This window comes from Micromonospora sp. S4605, from assembly GCF_003176715.1.
Lineage (GTDB): Bacteria > Actinomycetota > Actinomycetes > Mycobacteriales > Micromonosporaceae > Micromonospora > Micromonospora echinaurantiaca.
In genome coordinates this window covers 1-16207 of record NZ_QGSW01000186.1, presented here as the reverse complement: position 1 = coordinate 16207, position 16207 = coordinate 1, and the positions used below count along the sequence as shown (strand labels likewise).

Here is a 16207-nt window from a genome sequence, read left to right as displayed (position 1 = left end):
AAAGAGGTCAGGCCCGGCCGGTCAACGCGGGCCACCACCGTCACCGTTGCGGCTCGTGGCCGTCCGCCGTCCGGGTCGGGTGTCGACTACTTCGGCTGTGCGATCTGGATCAGGTTGCCGCAGGTGTCGTCGAAGACAGCGGTGATCACCGCACCCATGTCGGCGGGCTCCTGCGTGAACACCACCCCGAGCTGCTTCAGCCTCTTGTACTCGGCGTCGATGTCGTCCACAGCGAACTGCGTGAGGGGGATGCCGTCGCTGACCAGGGCCTCCTTGAACGCCTTGGCGGCCGGGTGCGCGTCGGGCTCCAGCAGCAGTTCGACCCCGTCCGGCTGGTCCGGCGAGACGACGGTCAACCAGCGGTACTCGCCCACCGGCACGTCGGTCTTCTTCACGAAGCCCAGCACCTCGGTGTAGAAGCGCAGCGCGTTGGCCTGATCGTCGACGTACACGCTGGTCAGGTGGATCTTCATGTCGTCTCCTCTGGGGATTCGGGCCGCAGCCATCGCTCGGCGATGGAGTGCAACGGCCGGACATCGATGTGGTGGAACTTGTAGCGACCCTGCCGACGCGTGACGATCAGGCCGGCGGCCTCCAGAACGTCAAGGTGCTGGGAGATCGCCTGGCGCGACGACGTGACCTGGTGCTTGGTGGCCAGCCGGCCACAGATCTCGAAGAGGGTCTGGCCGTCACGGTCGGTCAGCTCGTCGAGGATCTGCCGGCGCGTGGGATCGGCCAGCGCCTGGTACAGGTCACCCATGCGGACCACTATAGGCAAGTGGCTACTTGCCTATCAAGCCGGACGCGAGGCCGGAGCCACCGGGGACCACCCACGGACAGCCGCCGTTCGCCGATTGATCTCTGACGCTCTGCTCGCCGTCACCCGTGGGCGAGTGGGCTACCGACCGCCAGGCGTGGAACGCCCAGCTGAGGTCGGCGGCGTCCGAGCCGGTGAAGACGGTCTCCAGGCAACCGCCGTCGGAGAAGTTGTAGCCGTGGAGGGTGTACCTGACCTCGCCGGTGTGGCGGTAGAGCCAGGCAGCGCGGTGCCCGACCCCGTTGCCACCGGCCTCGCCCACCTTGCCCACCGGGTCTGGTGGCAGTTCCGCGTCGAGCCAGGCGAGTACGTCGACCGAGGTGGCGCAGCGCCACTGGTACCCCCGGTCGACGCGCACGGTCCGGCCCGGCGCGCGCCACGACGTGACACCGTCTGCGCCGCGCCCGCGCTGCCACTGGCCGGGCAGCTCGATCGACCAACCGTCGCCCAGCGACCTTCGCATCCGTGCAGTGTGGCTGCCGGGCGGCAGCTCGGTCCACCTCTGATCGGCGGGGTTCTGATGATCGGCGGCGTTGCTGACCGACAGGCGCGGTGCCGCGCGCATGTGCCGCACGCCATACCTAGCCATCTTATGTAGTTTCCTAAAGGGGTTAGGCTTATTCCTATGCAACCTCTCAGCGAGTCCGCCATCCGCGCCTCCTTCGTCAACTGCACGAAGGGCGAGGCGAAGCGCCTGGCCGTGCCGAAGGATCTGGCCGAGCGCCCCTGGGACGACCTCGACTTCCTCGGCTGGCGGGACGGGTCCGCGGCGGAGCGGGCCTACCTGGTCGCCGACTCCGGTGCCGGGCTGGTCGGGGTGGCGCTGCGGGTGGCGCCGCAGACCGGACGGGTGCGGCGCAGCATGTGCTCGTTCTGCCTGACCACCCACACCGGAGACGGCGTCTCGCTGATGACCGCGCGCAAGGCCGGGAAGGACGGGCGGCAGGGGAACTCCGTGGGCGCGTACATCTGCACCGACCTGGCCTGCTCGCTCTACCTGCGGGGGAAGAGGAACGCCGGGCGGCGGATCGACGAGTCGATCACGCTGGCCGAGAAGGTCGAGCGCACCCGGGCCAGCGTCACCGCCTTCCTGCACAAGGTGGTCGAGTGAGCCGTCCAGGCCGGCCGGACGGGGACGGACAGGTCCGGGCCGAGGCACTACGCTTGCGTCGCATGCATCGCAGCCGGGTCTACGCCCTCCTCATCGACACCCCCGAAGCCGAGGCCGCCCAGGCGACCGCGTTCTGGTCCGCCGCGCTCGGCGTCCGCAGTGAGGTCGACCCCCAGTACCCGCAGTTCATCGGCCTGCACGACGCGCTGCCCGGGATCGTCACCGCTGTGCAGTCGGTCGACGACGCGCCCCGCTTCCACCTCGACTTCGAGACCGACGACGTCGAGGCCGAGACGGCGCGGCTGATCGCCCTCGGCGCCACCGAGGTGACGCGGTGGCAGGAGTGCCGGGTGCTGCGGGTGCCGGGCGGGCACCTGGTCTGCGTTCTGCCCGTGGAGAGCCCGCCGGAGGTCTTCGACGCCCAGGCCAAGACCTGGCCCTGACCTCGCCCGGCGGCTACCCCTGCCTGGCTCGCTGCCGAGCGGCCTCGTACAGCACGACGGTTCCGGCTGCCGCTGCGTTCAGCGAACTGGCGGCACCGACGATGGGGATGCGGACCGTCCGGTCACTCGCCTCCTGCCAGCCGGCGCTGAGTCCGTGTGTCTCGTTGCCTACGACAAGGAGTGTGGGGCACGTCAGGTCGTGCTCGGCGACATCCACCTCGCCGTGCTCGTCGGTGCCGATGATCTGAACCCGCGGCAGGCCGGGCGCACGCACCGCGGCTATCCAATCGAGAACCTCCCGATGGCTGGCGACCCGTACCACGGGGAGGGCGAACAAGGATCCCGTGCTGGCCCGGACCGCCTTCGGGTCGTACGGGTCAGCCGCGTGACCGGTGATGATGACACCCGAGGCGCCGAAGGCGTCCGCGGAACGGATCAGCGTGCCGATGTTGCCCGGGGTCTTCGGGCGATCGAAGACCACGACGAGCATCTTCGGGCCGACCGGAATGCGATCCAGGCTGTCCTCGGGCTGCGCCACCACGGCCAGCAGCTCGGGCGACTCTTCCTCCTTGCCGCCAAGTTCATGCATCAGCTCGGGTGCGAGAGCCACCCGAGTGGCCGAGGCCTGATCGAGGAGATCCCGACCCCACCGGGACAGAATCTGCCGGTCGGGATAGAGGAGAGCCCGAATCTCCCATCCGTGTTCCAGGGCCAGGGTGATCGGGCGCACCCCCTGCACCAGGAACTCCCGCAGACGCTGGCGCTTGTTCCGATTGGTCAGCAGCGCCTGCCACTGCTGGAAACTCGCGTTCCGGGCGGTGATCTTCAAGGTCTTCGCCACGGAGCCGATTCAACACCATCCGCCCGTCCATGGGCCGTTTCCCGTGGACGCTCCGGTCGGCACGGCCTCACTCAGCGATGCCGCTGATCTCGGCCAGCACGCGCCGCTGGAAGGCGCGGGCTTCGGGGCCGCTCGGTGCCGGGCCACCGGCGCGGGCCGCGATCGACCGTTCGATCAGGCCGGCCGGCCCGCCCGCGTCGGCCGCCCAGCCGTCGGCGAGCAGCCGGCGGCCGGCCTCGGCCTTCGACAACCACCGGCCGTGCCGGACCTTGGCCAGCGACCGGCAGGCGCCGAGCACCGCGTCCTCGGCACCGGGGGCCGGACCGTCGCCGGGCGGGGTGGGCAGGGCCAGCCACCAGCGCAGCGCGTCGACCAGCAGCCGGCGCAGGTCCGCCGGGGACAGGTCGGCGAACGCCTCGGCGGCCGGCGGCCCGAGCAGGGCCTGCCCGCACTCGTGCAGGATGCTGCGGTCCAGCCCGTACCAGAACCGGCCGTCGGACGCGGGCCGCTCGTCCGCGTCCCAGGTGACCCGGAAGTCCATCCGCGCCCCGGTGTTCAGCTCCACCTCGAAGCCGGGCTCCGGGGTACCGGAGCGGGCGGCCGCGGCGGTGTAGACGACCAGTTCCAGGCCGCGCGCCGGGCAGGGCAGCGCCTCGTGCCGCAGTCCGGCGACCAGCCGGCGCTTGCGGTCCGGGTCCAGCGGTCGCGCGCAGACCAGCGCCACGTCGACGTCGCTGCGGCCGGGCTGGTAGGCCCCCAGGCCGACCGAGCCGGCGGCGTACCCGCCCACCAGATCGTCGCCGAGCACGTCACGGGCCACCCCGACCAGGTCGGTCAGGTAGCGGCGCACCTCGCTGTCCACGCCACATTGTGGCCCGCCGGTTCGGCGGGGCCGCGCCGAGGGGCGGTCAGTCGTCGGTCCACGTGGTGCCCGGCGGCAGGTACCAGGCGGCGGACTTGTCGGCCAGGGCGTGCGCGACGACCGTACGGGCGTGCGCGTCCAGCGTCGGCAGCGCGTCCATCGGGAACCAGCGCACGGCCAGCGACTCGTCGTCGTTGACCCGGGCCGTGCCGCCCAGCAGCCGGCAGTGGAAGCCCAGGTTCAGGTACTCGCAGCGGTCGCCGTTGGGATAGCTGTGCGGGTGCGAGACGACGCTGCTCAGCCGCACCGGCTCGACGTCCAGGCCGGTCTCCTCGTACACCTCGCGGACCACCGCGGTGGCCGGCTGCTCGCCGGGCTCGACGAAGCCGCTGACCACCGACCAGCGCCCGTCGTCGGCGCGCTGGCCGAGCAGTAGTTCGCCGGCGGCGTTGCGGACCACCGCGCTGACGCTCGGCAGCCAGAGCAGGTCGTGGCCGACGTGCTTGCGCATCCGCAGGATGTAGTCCGGTACGCCCATCCGCCGACCCTAACCCCGGCGAACCGGCCGGTCGGTCGCCGCCGCCACGGCGCGGCCCGTGCCGGCTCCGCGCCCCGGGCGTACGCCGGCGAACTGGCCGGGCCTCGGCCGGCGCCTGTTTCCGCAGTTCCGGCCCACCCCGCGAGGTAGCACGTCTACTGTGGAGACGATCGGACATTTGCGGTGTTCCGGTGGCGGCCGGGCGATTCGCGGTGCACAGTGATCTCATGAGCGACAGCGGGAGTGGTGGGCACTACTACTGGTGCACCCGACACCACCGGGTCGAGACCGATGCCGACGTGTGCCCTGCCAAGCACGTTCTCGGACCGTACGCCTCAGCCGCCGACGCGGAGAACGCCCTGCAGCGGGTGCGGGAGCGTAACGAAGCGTGGGACGCCGAGGACGCCCGTTGGGCCGGGGAGGACAGATGAGCGGCGCGGGACGGCCCGCGTCGAGGTACCGCGTGCTCCGCGAGGGCGAGAGCACGTCCCCAAGGAGGGAACCGAGATGGCCGTAACACCGAAGGCCACCCGCCCGGCCGCGAAACGGACCACCGCGAAGAAGACCGCCGCGGCGGAGCGGAACACCGGCGCGAGCCGCACCACGCCCGCGCGCCGGGCCGCCTCGACGACGGCGGCCAAGAAGGCGACCACGGGCGCCGGCCGGGCACCGGCGAAGAAGACCGCCAAGACGACCCCCGCCCGCAAGGCCGGCGCCAAGGCCACCACCGCGGCGAAGAAGGCCGCCGCGAAGGCGCCGGCCAAGAAGGCGGCGACCCGGACCACCGGCCCCGCCAAGAAGACCGCGGCGGCGGCGAAGAAGGCGCCCGCCAAGACCTCGACCGCGGCCCGGAAGGTCAGCTCCACGGCGAAGAAGACCACCGCGGCCGCCAAGAAGACCACCACGGCCGCGAAGAAGACCACGACGGCCGCGGCGAAGAAGACCACCACGGCGGCGAAGGCTCCGGCGAAGAAGGCCACCACGGCGGCGAAGGCTCCGGCGAAGAAGGCCGCCGCCAAGAAGACTGCCGCCAAGAAGACGGCGCCGACCCGCCCGACCGGCACCGCCCGCAAGGCCGCGGCGAAGACCGCCCCGGCCCGCAAGGCGCCCGCGAAGAAGGCGACGGCGACCTCCTCGACCACGGCCCGCAAGGCGGCCACGGCCAAGAAGGCGCCGGCGAAGCGGACCACGGCGGCCAAGGCGCCGGCGAAGAAGGCCAGCACGCGTACGGGGGTGGCCCGCGGCACCCGGACCACGGCCCGGAAGGCCACCGGCTGACCTGCCGCCCCGGTCGGCGCCGACCGACCGGCTCGCTCCGACCGGCCCGCGCCGGGGGAGCGGATCATCCGCCGCGCTGTCAGGATGGACTCCGTGGTCATCCGACGCGTACTCGCGCCCCGCATCGACTTCGGCGCGCTGCGCCGCGAGCTGGGACTCCCCGAGGAGTTCCCGGTCGCGGCGCAGCGCGAGGCGGACGCCGCGGCGGCCGGGCCACCCCGCCCGAGCGTCGACCGCACCGACGTGCCGTTCGTGACCCTGGACCCGGCCGAGTCGCGCGACCTGGACCAGGCGATGTGCCTCACCCGCCGGCCCGGCGGCGGCTACCGGGTGCGGTACGCGATCGCCGACGTGGCCGCGCACGTCCGCCCCGGCGGCGCGCTGGAGGAGGAGACCTGGCGGCGGGGGCAGACCGTCTATCTGCCCGACGGCAACGTGCCGCTGCACCCGGAGACGCTCAGCGAGGGCGCGGCGAGCCTGCTGCCGGACGTCGACCGGGCCGCCGTGGTGTGGACGATCGACCTGGACGCCGACGGCGGCACGGTCGCCGTCCACCTGGAACGGGCGCTGGTGCGCAGCCGGGCCAAGCTCGACTACGCCGGCGTCCAGGCCGACGCCGACGCCGGGCGGCTGCCCGACCCGATCGCCCTGCTGCCCGAGCTCGGCGCGCTGCTCACCGCCCGCGGGCTGCGCCGGGGCGCGATCAACCTGCCGCTGCCCGAGCAGGACGTGGAGGCCGACGGCGACGGTTGGCGGTTGGTGCTGCGCGGCCCGGTGCCGATGGAGGAGCACAACGCCCAGATCTCGCTACTGACCGGGATGGCCGCCGCCAACATCATGCTGGCCGGCGGGGTCGGCCTGCTCCGCACGATGCCGGCGCCGAAGCCCGACGCGGTGCAGCGGCTGCGGGCCGCCGCCGCCCCGCTGGGCGTGCACTGGCCGGACGGCGCCGGCCCCGGTGAGGTGCTCGCCGGGCTGGACGCCGGGCAACCCCGGGCGGCCGCCTTCGTCGACCAGGCCGCCGAGCTGATGCGCGGCGCCGCGTACACCGCGTTCGACGGCGAGGTCCCCGAGCAGCCGCGGCACGGCGGGGTCGCGGCCGCGTACGCCCACGTCACGGCGCCGCTGCGGCGGCTGGCCGACCGGTACGCCACGGAGGTCTGCCTGGCGTTGCACGGCGGCCGGCCGGTGCCGGACTGGGTGCGCGCGGCGCTGCCCCGGCTGCCCGAGGCGATGGCCATGACCGACCGGACCGCCTCGGCGGCCACCCGGGGCGCCATCGAGCTGGCCGAGGCGGTGCTGCTGGCGCACCGGGTGGGGGAGACCTTCGACGCCGCGGTGCTGGACGTCGACGCGCCGCCGAACGGCCGCGCCCGGCCCGGCCGGCCGCCGGGCGGCACGGTGGCGCTGGACGACCCGCCGGTGCGGGCCCGCTGCCTCGGCGAGCTGCCGCTCGGCGAGCGGATCCGGGTCCGGCTGGTCACCGCCGACCCGACCGCGCGCTCGGTGGTCTTCGAACGCGCCTGACCGGGCTACCCCGACGCGCCGCGCGCTGCCCGTCGAGGACGGTCCACCCGGACCGCCGGGGCGGTCCGCCAGTCTCAATCCGATGGGGTCAGCGGGGTTTGTCACAGCGCCGGACGGTGCTGCCGGGACACCGGGTTTGCGAGGATGACCGCATGGCATACGACGCGAGCGCACTGCCCGACGTGTCCGGGCTGACCGTCGGCATCATCGGCGGGACCGGCGACCAGGGGCGGGGTCTCGCCTACCGGTTCGCCCGGGCCGGCCAGCGGGTGCTGATCGGCTCCCGGTCGGCCGAGCGGGCCGCGCGGTCCGCCGAGGAGATCGCCGCCCTGCCCGGCGTACCGGGCGGGACGAGCGTCACCGGGGCCGGCAACGACGAGGTGGCCCGGGGCAGCGACATCGTCATCATCGCGGTGCCGTGGGACGGGCATGCGGCCACCGTCGCCGCGCTCGCCGAGCCGCTCGCCGGCAAGATCGTCGTCGACTGCGTCAACCCGCTCGGCTTCGACAAGCAGGGCCCGTACGCGCTGCCGGTGCCCGAGGGCAGCGCCGTCCAGCAGGCCGCCGGCCTGCTCCCCGACTCCCGGGTCTGCGCGGCGTTCAACCACGTCAGCGCCCCGCTGCTGGCCGACCCGGAGATCGACCGGATCGACCTGGACGTGCTGATCTGCACCGAGGACCGGGAGGTGGCCGCGGTGGTCGCGGCGCTCGCCGCGCGGATCCCCGGCATGCGCGGCATCTACGCCGGCCGGCTGCGCAACGCCCACCAGATCGAGGCGTTCACCGCCAACCTGATCGCCATCAACAAGCGCTACAAGGCGCATGCCGGCATCCGCGTCACCGACCTCTGACGACGAACCCGGTGATCCACTGACGCTGGGCAGGGCGGATCAGCCGCTCCGCGCCTGCCCAGCAGCAGACGATCCTGCCGTTGTCCCCGGCGGGACGTGCGCGACCCGCCGGGGGACAGCGGGTCAGAAGGTGTGTTCGGGGGCGGGGAAGTCGCCGCCGCGTACCTCGTCGGCGAAGCGGCGGGTGGCGTCGGCGAGGGTGCCGGCCAGGTCGGCGTAGCGCTTCACGAAGCGCGGCGCCTTGCCGGCGCGCAGCCCGGCCATGTCCTGCCACACCAGCACCTGGGCGTCGGTGTCCGGGCCGGCGCCGATGCCCACGGTCGGGATCCGCAGCTCGTGCGTGATCCGCTTGGCGACCTCGCCGGGCACCATCTCCAGCACCACCGCGAACGCGCCCGCCTCGGCCACCGCGTGGGCGTCGGCGATCACCTCGTCGGCGGCGTCGCCGCGGCCCTGCACCCGGTAGCCGCCGAGGGCGTGCTCGCTCTGCGGGGTGAAGCCGATGTGCGCCATCACCGGGATGCCGGCACCGGTGATCGCCGCGATCTGCGCCGCGCAGCGCCGACCGCCCTCCAGCTTCACCGCGTGGCAGCCACCCTCCTTCATGAACCGCACAGCGGTGCGCAGCGCCTGCGTCGGGCCCTCCTCGTACGAGCCGAAGGGCAGGTCACCGACGACCAGCGTGTGCCGGGTGGCCCGGACCACCGCGCGGACCAGCGGCAGCAGCTCCTCGGCGGTCACCGGGACGGTCGTCTCGTAGCCGAACACGTTGTTCGCCGCCGAGTCGCCGACCAGCAGCACCGGGACGCCGGCCTGGTCGAAGATCGACGCGGTGTACTGGTCGTACGAGGTGAGCATCGGCCACCGCTCGCCGCGCTCCTTGGCGGCGATCAGGTCGCGGGTGCGGATCCGGCGGGTGGCCGGGCCGCCGTAGAGGGCGGTCACCTCGGTCGGGGTGGACTCCACCATGACTCTCTCCTTCCTCGAGGCCGCGTGCGCGGTCCCCGGGTTCCGCCGCGATCGTCGCACCGGACGGCCCGCCGGCGGCAGGGCGCAGTGGAGGATTTCACTCCCGGACCGGACCCCGGCCCGACCGGCTCAGCCCTTCTCCCGCCACCGGTTGGTGATCGGCAGCCGCCGGTCCCGGCCGAACGCCTTCATCGAGATCTTCGTGCCCGGCGCGGACTGCCGCCGCTTGTACTCGGCGGTATCCACCATCCGCAGCACCTTGTCGACCACCGCCGGATCGTGGCCGGACTCGACCAGCCCGTCCCGGCCCAGGTCGCCGTCGACGTAACCGATCAGGATCGGGTCGAGCACGTCGTAGTCGGGCAGGGTGTCGCTGTCCAGCTGGCCCGGGCTCAGCTCGGCGCTCGGCGGCTTGCCGATCGAGTTCTCCGGGATCGGCGGGGTCTCGCCCCGGCGGGCCGCGTCGGCGTTGCGCCACTTCGCCAGCCGCCAGATCAGCGTCTTCCAGACGTCCTTGACCGGGTTGAAGCCACCCACCGAGTCGCCGTAGAGGGTGGAGTAGCCGACCGCCAGCTCGCTCTTGTTGCCGGTGGTCAGCACCAGGTGGCCCTCCTGGTTCGACAGCGCCATCAGGATCACCCCGCGCACCCGGGCCTGGAGGTTCTCCACCGTCACCCCGGACAGCGACATGTTGGCCAGGAAGGTGTCCACCATCGGCTGGATCGGCTCGGTCCGGTAGTCCAGCCCGGTGCGCTTGGCCAGCTCCGCCGCGTCCTCCCGGCTGTGCTCGGAGGAGTGCTGGCTGGGCAGCGACACCCCGACCACCCGGTCGGGGCCGAGGGCGTCCACGGCCAGCGCGGCCACCACCGCCGAGTCGATGCCGCCGGAGAGGCCGAGCACCACCGAGGGGAACCGGTTCTTGTTGACGTAGTCGCGCAGGCCGAGCACCAGCGCGTGCCACACCTCGGCCTCGTCGGCCACCGGCGCGATCAGCCCGCCGGTCACCGCCGGCCCGGTCGGCGCCGGCGGCAGCTCGCCCACCGCGGCGCGTACCACCCGCAGCCCGTCGGCCAGTTCGGCGTCCGCGCCGGCCGGCTCGGCGGCGGCGGGCAGCGCCAGGTCGTGCACCAGCAGGTGCTCGACGAACTGCGGGGCTCGGGCGAGCAGCTCGCCGTCCGCGCCGACCACCATCGAGTCGCCCTCGAAGACCAGCTCGTCCTGGCCGCCGATCATGTTGACGTACGCGATGGCCGCGCCCGCCTCGGCGGCCCGGCGGCGGACCAGCGGCAGCCGGATGTCGTCCTTGTTCAACTCGTACGGCGAGCCGTTGATGTTGACGACCAGGCCGACGCCGGCCTGCCGGGCGGCGGCGAACGGGCCGCCGGCCTGCCACAGGTCCTCGCAGATGGTCAGCGCCACGTCCACCCCGCCGACCCGGACCACTGTCAGCATGTCGCCCGGCAGGAAGTAGCGGTCCTCGTCGAACACCCCGTAGTTGGGCAGGTGGTGCTTGAAGTAGGTGGCGACGACCTCGCCCCGGTGCAGCAGCGCGGCGGCGTTGCGGGCGCCCCGCCCCGGTTCCGCGTCCCCGGCGACCTGCGGCGGGCCGTCGGCGTCCAGATAGCCGACCACCACCGCGAGATCGCCCAGCCCGTCCGCGGCCAGGTCGGCGGCGAGCCGGCGCAGGGCCGCCTGCGAGGCCGCCACGAACGACCGCCGGAAGACCAGGTCCTCGACCGGGTAGCCGGTGAGCGCCATCTCCGGGAACGCGACGAGCTGGGCGCCGGCGTCGGCGGCCTGGCGCGTCCAGTCGCGGACCAGGGCGGCGTTGCCGGCGAGGTCGCCGACGGTCGGGTTGACCTGGCACAGGGCGAGACGCAGGGTGGGCATGCCCTCATCTTGCCCCAGCGGTCGGGGCCCGACACGGCGGGCGGCGCGAGACGGCGACCACCCCCGCGGCGCCGCGGGTGCCCCTGGCCGGCACGGGCGGTCCGCGCGGCGGGACACGGCGGGACGCCCGGCGGGAGGTTCGCGTAACGTCGGCGTAACGAGGCCGGTGGAGACTGGTCGGTCAGGCCGGGCCGGGGCCCATCCGGTGGTCGACGAGGTGTCGCGAGGAGTGGAAGTGGACCGTCAGCAGGAGTTCGTCCTCCGTACGCTGGAAGAGCGGGACATCCGGTTCGTCCGGCTCTGGTTCACCGACGTGCTCGGCACCCTGAAGAGCGTGTCGGTGGCGCCCGCCGAGCTGGAGGCGGCGTTCGAGGAGGGCATCGGGTTCGACGGCTCGGCGATCGAGGGCTTCGCCCGGGTCTTCGAGTCCGACATGGTCGCCATGCCCGACCCGACCACCTTCCAGGTCTTCCCGTTCGAGGGCGGGGTCAGCGGCGAGAGCGCCCGGATGTTCTGCGACATCCTGCTCCCCGACGGCGGGCCGTCCTGGGCCGACCCGCGGCACGTGCTGCGCCGGGCGCTGTCCAAGGCCGCGGAGAAGGGCTTCACCTTCTACACCCACCCCGAGATCGAGTTCTTCCTGCTGGAGAATGGCCCGCTGGACGGGTCGGTGCCCACGCCGGTGGACACCGGCGGCTACTTCGAGCACACCACCCACGCGGTGGCCCGCGACTTCCGCCGCCAGGCGGTGCTGGCGCTGGAGCGGATCGGCATCTCGGTGGAGTTCAGCCACCACGAGGTGGCCCCCGGCCAGCAGGAGATCGACCTGCGCTACGCCGACGCGCTCACCACCGCCGACAACATCATGACCTTCCGGCACGTGGTGAAGGAGGTGGCGCTCTCCACCGGCGTGCAGGCCACCTTCATGCCGAAGCCGTTCACCGACCAGCCGGGCAGCGGCATGCACACCCACCTGTCGCTGTTCGAGGGGGAGCGCAACGCGTTCCACGACGCCGGCGACCCGATGAAGCTGTCCAAGGTGGCCCGCGCGTTCATCGCCGGGCTGCTGGTGCACGCCCGCGAGTACACCGCGGTCACCAACCAGTGGGTGAACTCCTACAAGCGACTCTTCCCGCAGGCCCTGCCGGACCGGGTCACCGAGAGCCCGGCGTACGTCTGCTGGGGTCACCTGAACCGGTCCGCGCTGGTCCGGGTGCCCGCGTACGGCAAGCCGAACTCGGCCCGGGTCGAGGTCCGCTCGCCGGACTCGGCGGCCAACCCGTACCTGGCCTTCGCGGTGCTGCTCGGCGCCGGCCTGAAGGGCATCGAGGAGGGCTACGAGCTGCCGCCGGGCGCCGAGGACGACGTCTGGTCGCTGACCAGCGCCGAGCGACGGGCGATGGGCTACGAGCCGCTGCCGGAGAACCTCGCCGAGGCGATCGACGTGATGGCCGGCTCGGAACTGGTCGCCGAGGTGCTCGGCGAGCACGTCTTCGACTTCTTCCTGCGCAACAAGCGCGCCGAGTGGGAGCAGTACCGCCGCGAGGTCACCCCGTACGAGCGGCAGCGCTACCTGTCGCTGTAGCCGGGGCTGTCAGCGGTGGCGCGCTGCCGCTATCGTCTCGATCACCGCGCCGGCACCCCCGCCGGGCGTAGCCGGTCGGGAGGCAGTCGGTGGTGGAGGATCTGCTCAGCGGAGCCTGGCAGAGTGTGGTGTTTGGGGTCGTCGGCGTGGCCCTGATGGCGGCCGGTTTCCTGCTGGTCGACCTGCTGACCCCGGGGCGGCTGCGGGAGCTGATCTGGGTGCGCCGCAACGGCAACGCCGCGCTGCTGCTCGCCGCCAACCAGCTCGGCATCGCCGGGATCGTCTTCACCGCGATCCTGACCAGCTACAGCGACTTCACCAAGGGGTTGGCGTCCACGCTGATCTTCGGGCTGATCGGGTTGGCCATCATGGCGCTGGCCTTCTTCGTACTGGACCTGCTCACCCCGGGCCGGCTCGGGGAGATCATCTGCGCGGACGAGCCGCACCCGGCGGCGCGGGTCAGCGCCGCCACCCACTTCGGCGCCGCGCTGATCGTCTGCGCCTGCATCGCCTGAGCCGGCCTGTCGTACCCGCGGCCTAGGGTCGCGGGGTGAACCGCACGGACCGTCTCTACGCCCTGGTCGAGGAGTTGCGCGCGGTGTCGCCGCGACCCCGCAGCGCCCGCTGGCTGGCCGAGCGATTCGAGGTCAGCACCCGCACCATCGAGCGCGACATCGGCGCCCTGCAACAGTCCGGGGTGCCGATCTGGGCCGAGCCGGGCCGCACCGGCGGCTACGCGGTCGACCGCGCCCGCACCCTGCCGCCGGTGAACCTGACCCCCGGCGAGGCGGTGGCGATGGCGGTGGCGCTGCACCGGCTGCGCGGCACGCCGTTCGCCGCGGCGGCCGGCACCGCGCTGCGCAAGCTGCTCGCGGTGATGCCCGCCGGCGATGCCGCCGAGGCGCACCGGCTGGCCGCGCGGGTGCACCTGATCGGCGACGGGCCGGTGACGCCCGTCCCGGCCACCGTCGCCGACGCGGTGCCCGCCGGGCGGGTGCTGCGCATCCGGTACGCCGACCGCGCCGGCGCCGGGACGCTGCGCGAGGTCGAGCCGCTCGGCTACCTCGGCAACCCCCGGCACTGGTACCTGCTGGCCTGGTGCCGGCTGCGCGACGGCATCCGGGCGTTCCGCACCGACCGGATCGTCGCGGTGACCACCCTCGCCGAGCGGGTCCCGGAGCGGGATCTCGACCTGGACACCGCCTGCGACATCCCGCGGGAGCGGCTGCGCCGCCTCACCCTGGTCTGAGCCGTGCACGGCGACAGTCGCCGGCCGGTCGCGGGGGAGTCCGCCACCGCTGACGCTGTCCCGTGCCGGCAGTGCCGGTCGCTCGCCGGGACCCGTCCGCGGACAACGACGGAAACACCGACAGGACGCTGTCGCGGGTGACCGTGAGGCTGCTTCTCGACGGCGCCGGCAGAACGCCGGCGCACGGCACGGGAGGCAATGCATGACGACCAACAACGGCGTGACCTGGTTTGAGATCGGCACCGAGCGGCCGGACGAGGCCGAGCGGTTCTACGGCGACCTGTTCGGCTGGAGCTTCACCGAGGAGGGTGCCGGCGGCGCCACGTACCGGACGACCGGGGCCGGCGGGAGCGAGGGGATCGGCGGCGCGATCCGGGGCACCGGCGGCACCGGCCCGAACTACGCCATCTTCTACGTGCAGGTGGCCGACGTGGCGGAGATTTGCCGGCGGGCGGAGGCGGCCGGCGGCAAGGTGCTGGTGCCGCGCAAGCAGAACGACAACGGGCTCAGCTTCGCCCACCTGCTCGACCCGGCCGGCAACCACGTCGGCGTCTTCACCCCGCCGCCGGCCGGCTGAGTGCGGACCGGCCGGTCCGCACCGCCTGGAACGCGCGGACTCGTCGCCGGACCGTGCTGCCGGGGAGTCGTCACGATGACTCCCCGGCAGCACGGCGGGACGGGTCACCCGACCCGGGCGAGCGGTGGGCAGGCCCGGGTCGAGCGCGTCGGTGTCAGCCCGATCTCACTTGCCGGCCGGGCCGCCGTGCCCGCCGAGGCCGCCCGGGCCACCCTGGCCGTGGCCGCCCGGGCCGCCGGGAAGGACGCCGGCCTCGACCGCCGCGCTGATCGCGTCGGCCTGCTCCTGGGTGAGCTTGCCGTCCTCGACGGCCTGCGCCAACCGCTCCTTCAACGCCGCCTGCCGTTCCTCGGCGGACGGGCGCTCCGGCCGGTCGGCCGGCTTGCGCTCCGCGCGGATCTTCTCCAGCGCGGCGGTCACCTTGTCGGTGGAGACGCCCAGCTCCTTCGCGAGCGCCTCGGCGAACTCGGCCTGGCGGTCGGCCCGCTGCTGCTGCCGGTCGTCGCTGGCGCTGGCGCTCGGCGCCGGATCGGTGCCGTCGGCGGCGAAGGCGACCGTCGGGGCGGCGACCCCGAGGCCGAGCACGCCGGCCGTCGCCAGCCCCGCGATCAGGTGCTTCCTCGTCATGGCCATGCTGTCCTCCAATTCGTCGGTACGTGTTGCGCTGACCTCACCGACGGTGACCAGCCGACCTGGGGGCGACCCATGGCGAAGCTGTCAGCGAGCTGGCAATCCGGGCCGCGCGGCCGGACAAACCGGTTGCTCGCGGACGCCACGTCGGTAAGGGTTGACGGTCGCCAGGCCCGGCCCGAACCGGGGCCGGCCGCGTGCCGACGGAAGGTGACCACCAGTGACAACTCCGCAGCTCCGCGAGATCCCGCTGCCCGATCCGGCCGCCGGCCCGTACGGCATCACCGTGGGGCCGGACGGCGCGCTCTGGGTGACGCTGGTCCACGCCGGCGCGATCGCCCGGGTGGAGCCGGACGGCGGGGCCCGGATCCATCCGCTGGAGCCGGCCGGCGGCCGGCCGCTGATCATCACCCCCGGCCCGGACGGTGCGCTGTGGTTCAGCCGCTCCGGCGACGACCGGATCGGCCGGATCACCACCGACGGGCGGCAGAGCACGGTCGTACTCCCGGCGGGCACCGGCCCGTGCGGCATCGTCGCCGGCCCCGACGGCGCCCTCTGGTACGCCGGGATGAACTCCGACACGGTCGGCCGGGTCGGCGCCGACGGCGAGCTGACCGAGTTCCGGCTCCCGGTGACCGGCGGGTTCCCGTCGATGCTCGCGGCCGGGCCGGACGGGGCCGTCTGGTGCACGCTCAACCAGGCGAACGCGATCGCCCGGGTCGGCCCGGACGGGGCGGTGGACCTGCACCCGCTGCCGACCGAGGGCGCCGGGCCGGTGGGCATCACCGCCGGGGTCGACGGGGCGCTCTGGTTCGTCGAGATCGCCGCCGGCCAGCTCGGCCGGATCACCCCGGACGGCCGGATCGACGAGTTCCCGCTGCCCGACCGGGCCGCCCGGCCGCACGCGATCGTCGCCGACCCGGCGGGCGGCTGCTGGTACACCGAGTGGGCCGCCAACCGGATCGGCCACGTCGACCCGACCGGCCGCATCGACACCTACCCGCTGCCCACCCCCGCCGCCGAACCCCACGGCCTGACC

At 73.6% G+C, this 16207-nt stretch carries 19 protein-coding genes; 10 read left to right on the top strand and 9 right to left on the bottom strand.

Translation table 11 applies throughout. The features are described 5' to 3' along the window. Window positions 1-86: 86 nt before the first annotated feature. The 3 genes from DLJ47_RS14960 to DLJ47_RS14950 are packed head-to-tail and all read right to left on the bottom strand — an operon-like array spanning window position 87 to window position 1280. Complete coding sequence (locus DLJ47_RS14960) at window positions 87-473, bottom strand: VOC family protein (RefSeq protein ID WP_109900627.1); 387 nt, start codon at window positions 471-473, stop codon at window positions 87-89. Then, window positions 470-760: an ArsR/SmtB family transcription factor gene (locus DLJ47_RS14955; RefSeq protein ID WP_199235855.1), complete on the bottom strand. Its 291-nt coding sequence runs from the start codon at window positions 758-760 to the stop codon at window positions 470-472. The genes DLJ47_RS14960 and DLJ47_RS14955 overlap by 4 nt, the downstream gene beginning before the upstream one ends. A 22-nt stretch (window positions 761-782) precedes the next feature. Further along, window positions 783-1280, bottom strand: a complete 498-nt coding sequence (locus DLJ47_RS14950; protein ID WP_146228095.1) for a hypothetical protein — start codon at window positions 1278-1280, stop codon at window positions 783-785. A gap of 162 nt (window positions 1281-1442) precedes the next feature. Between DLJ47_RS14950 and DLJ47_RS14945 the strand changes: the two genes are divergently transcribed. Both DLJ47_RS14945 and DLJ47_RS14940 read left to right on the top strand, forming a co-directional pair. After that, window positions 1443-1928 (top strand): FBP domain-containing protein, encoded by a 486-nt coding sequence (locus DLJ47_RS14945; RefSeq protein WP_109900625.1) that lies wholly within the window; start codon window positions 1443-1445, stop codon window positions 1926-1928. A gap of 62 nt (window positions 1929-1990) precedes the next feature. Continuing rightward, window positions 1991-2371: a VOC family protein gene (locus DLJ47_RS14940; protein ID WP_109900624.1), complete on the top strand. Its 381-nt coding sequence runs from the start codon at window positions 1991-1993 to the stop codon at window positions 2369-2371. Between the two features lie 13 nt (window positions 2372-2384). Here the strand turns inward: DLJ47_RS14940 and DLJ47_RS14935 are convergent, their stop codons facing one another. The 3 genes from DLJ47_RS14935 to DLJ47_RS14925 all read right to left on the bottom strand — a co-directional run bounded on the left by DLJ47_RS14935 (window position 2385) and on the right by DLJ47_RS14925 (window position 4612). Beyond that, window positions 2385-3212 (bottom strand): TrmH family RNA methyltransferase, encoded by an 828-nt coding sequence (locus DLJ47_RS14935; RefSeq protein WP_109900623.1) that lies wholly within the window; start codon window positions 3210-3212, stop codon window positions 2385-2387. Between the two features lie 67 nt (window positions 3213-3279). Continuing rightward, complete coding sequence (locus DLJ47_RS14930) at window positions 3280-4074, bottom strand: nucleotidyltransferase (protein WP_109900622.1); 795 nt, start codon at window positions 4072-4074, stop codon at window positions 3280-3282. 46 nt (window positions 4075-4120) lie between these two features. Then, complete coding sequence (locus DLJ47_RS14925) at window positions 4121-4612, bottom strand: NUDIX hydrolase (protein ID WP_109900621.1); 492 nt, start codon at window positions 4610-4612, stop codon at window positions 4121-4123. 507 nt (window positions 4613-5119) lie between these two features. On the opposite strand from DLJ47_RS14925, the gene DLJ47_RS14915 reads away from it, so the two are divergent. The 3 genes from DLJ47_RS14915 to npdG all read left to right on the top strand — a co-directional run bounded on the left by DLJ47_RS14915 (window position 5120) and on the right by npdG (window position 8268). After that, window positions 5120-5890, top strand: a complete 771-nt coding sequence (locus DLJ47_RS14915) for a histone (RefSeq protein ID WP_109900620.1) — start codon at window positions 5120-5122, stop codon at window positions 5888-5890. A 93-nt stretch (window positions 5891-5983) separates the two neighbouring features. Continuing rightward, window positions 5984-7417, top strand: a complete 1434-nt coding sequence (locus DLJ47_RS14910; RefSeq protein WP_109900678.1) for an RNB domain-containing ribonuclease — start codon at window positions 5984-5986, stop codon at window positions 7415-7417. A 152-nt stretch (window positions 7418-7569) separates the two neighbouring features. Next, a complete protein-coding gene (gene npdG, locus DLJ47_RS14905; RefSeq protein ID WP_109900619.1) occupies window positions 7570-8268 on the top strand; it encodes an NADPH-dependent F420 reductase in 699 nt (232 codons plus the stop codon). A gap of 123 nt (window positions 8269-8391) precedes the next feature. On the opposite strand, the gene panB is transcribed toward npdG, so the two are convergent. Further along, window positions 8392-9237 carry a 3-methyl-2-oxobutanoate hydroxymethyltransferase gene (panB, locus tag DLJ47_RS14900; RefSeq protein ID WP_109900618.1) on the bottom strand — a complete coding sequence of 282 codons (846 nt, stop codon included), beginning with the start codon at window positions 9235-9237 and terminating at the stop codon, window positions 8392-8394. Window positions 9238-9366: 129 nt separating this feature from the next. Next, window positions 9367-11127 carry an NAD+ synthase gene (locus DLJ47_RS14895; protein ID WP_109900617.1) on the bottom strand — a complete coding sequence of 587 codons (1761 nt, stop codon included), beginning with the start codon at window positions 11125-11127 and terminating at the stop codon, window positions 9367-9369. 235 nt (window positions 11128-11362) lie between these two features. Here DLJ47_RS14895 and glnA point away from each other — a divergent pair, with 235 nt between their 5' ends. The 4 genes from glnA (at window position 11363) to DLJ47_RS14875 (ending at window position 14538) form a co-directional block, all read left to right on the top strand. Then, a complete protein-coding gene (gene glnA, locus DLJ47_RS14890) occupies window positions 11363-12712 on the top strand; it encodes a type I glutamate--ammonia ligase (RefSeq protein WP_088992624.1) in 1350 nt (449 codons plus the stop codon). Window positions 12713-12801: 89 nt separating this feature from the next. After that, window positions 12802-13227, top strand: coding sequence for a DUF350 domain-containing protein (locus DLJ47_RS14885; protein WP_109900616.1), 426 nt, complete (start codon window positions 12802-12804; stop codon window positions 13225-13227). A 35-nt stretch (window positions 13228-13262) separates the two neighbouring features. Further along, complete coding sequence (locus DLJ47_RS14880) at window positions 13263-13961, top strand: helix-turn-helix transcriptional regulator (RefSeq protein WP_109900615.1); 699 nt, start codon at window positions 13263-13265, stop codon at window positions 13959-13961. Between the two features lie 202 nt (window positions 13962-14163). Next, window positions 14164-14538 carry a VOC family protein gene (locus tag DLJ47_RS14875; protein ID WP_109900614.1) on the top strand — a complete coding sequence of 125 codons (375 nt, stop codon included), beginning with the start codon at window positions 14164-14166 and terminating at the stop codon, window positions 14536-14538. A 165-nt stretch (window positions 14539-14703) separates the two neighbouring features. On the opposite strand, the gene DLJ47_RS14870 is transcribed toward DLJ47_RS14875, so the two are convergent. Next, complete coding sequence (locus tag DLJ47_RS14870; RefSeq protein WP_109900613.1) at window positions 14704-15171, bottom strand: hypothetical protein; 468 nt, start codon at window positions 15169-15171, stop codon at window positions 14704-14706. 217 nt (window positions 15172-15388) lie between these two features. Between DLJ47_RS14870 and DLJ47_RS14865 the strand changes: the two genes are divergently transcribed. Then, window positions 15389-16207: Vgb family protein (locus tag DLJ47_RS14865; RefSeq protein WP_109900612.1), on the top strand; the 819-nt coding region annotated here is incomplete at its 3' end.

Coding starts and splice junctions, on each gene's coding strand:
- DLJ47_RS14945 (WP_109900625.1), top strand. CDS start 1,443: ATGCAACCTCTCAGCGAGTCCGCCATCCGCGCCTCCTTCGTCAACTGC.
- DLJ47_RS14955 (WP_199235855.1), bottom strand. CDS start 760: ATGGGTGACCTGTACCAGGCGCTGGCCGATCCCACGCGCCGGCAGATC.
- DLJ47_RS14960 (WP_109900627.1), bottom strand. CDS start 473: ATGAAGATCCACCTGACCAGCGTGTACGTCGACGATCAGGCCAACGCG.
- DLJ47_RS14940 (WP_109900624.1), top strand. CDS start 1,991: ATGCATCGCAGCCGGGTCTACGCCCTCCTCATCGACACCCCCGAAGCC.
- DLJ47_RS14875 (WP_109900614.1), top strand. CDS start 14,164: ATGACGACCAACAACGGCGTGACCTGGTTTGAGATCGGCACCGAGCGG.
- DLJ47_RS14915 (WP_109900620.1), top strand. CDS start 5,120: ATGGCCGTAACACCGAAGGCCACCCGCCCGGCCGCGAAACGGACCACC.
- npdG (WP_109900619.1), top strand. CDS start 7,570: ATGGCATACGACGCGAGCGCACTGCCCGACGTGTCCGGGCTGACCGTC.
- DLJ47_RS14870 (WP_109900613.1), bottom strand. CDS start 15,171: ATGGCCATGACGAGGAAGCACCTGATCGCGGGGCTGGCGACGGCCGGC.
- DLJ47_RS14925 (WP_109900621.1), bottom strand. CDS start 4,612: ATGGGCGTACCGGACTACATCCTGCGGATGCGCAAGCACGTCGGCCAC.
- DLJ47_RS14950 (WP_146228095.1), bottom strand. CDS start 1,280: ATGCGAAGGTCGCTGGGCGACGGTTGGTCGATCGAGCTGCCCGGCCAG.
- DLJ47_RS14895 (WP_109900617.1), bottom strand. CDS start 11,127: ATGCCCACCCTGCGTCTCGCCCTGTGCCAGGTCAACCCGACCGTCGGC.
- panB (WP_109900618.1), bottom strand. CDS start 9,237: ATGGTGGAGTCCACCCCGACCGAGGTGACCGCCCTCTACGGCGGCCCG.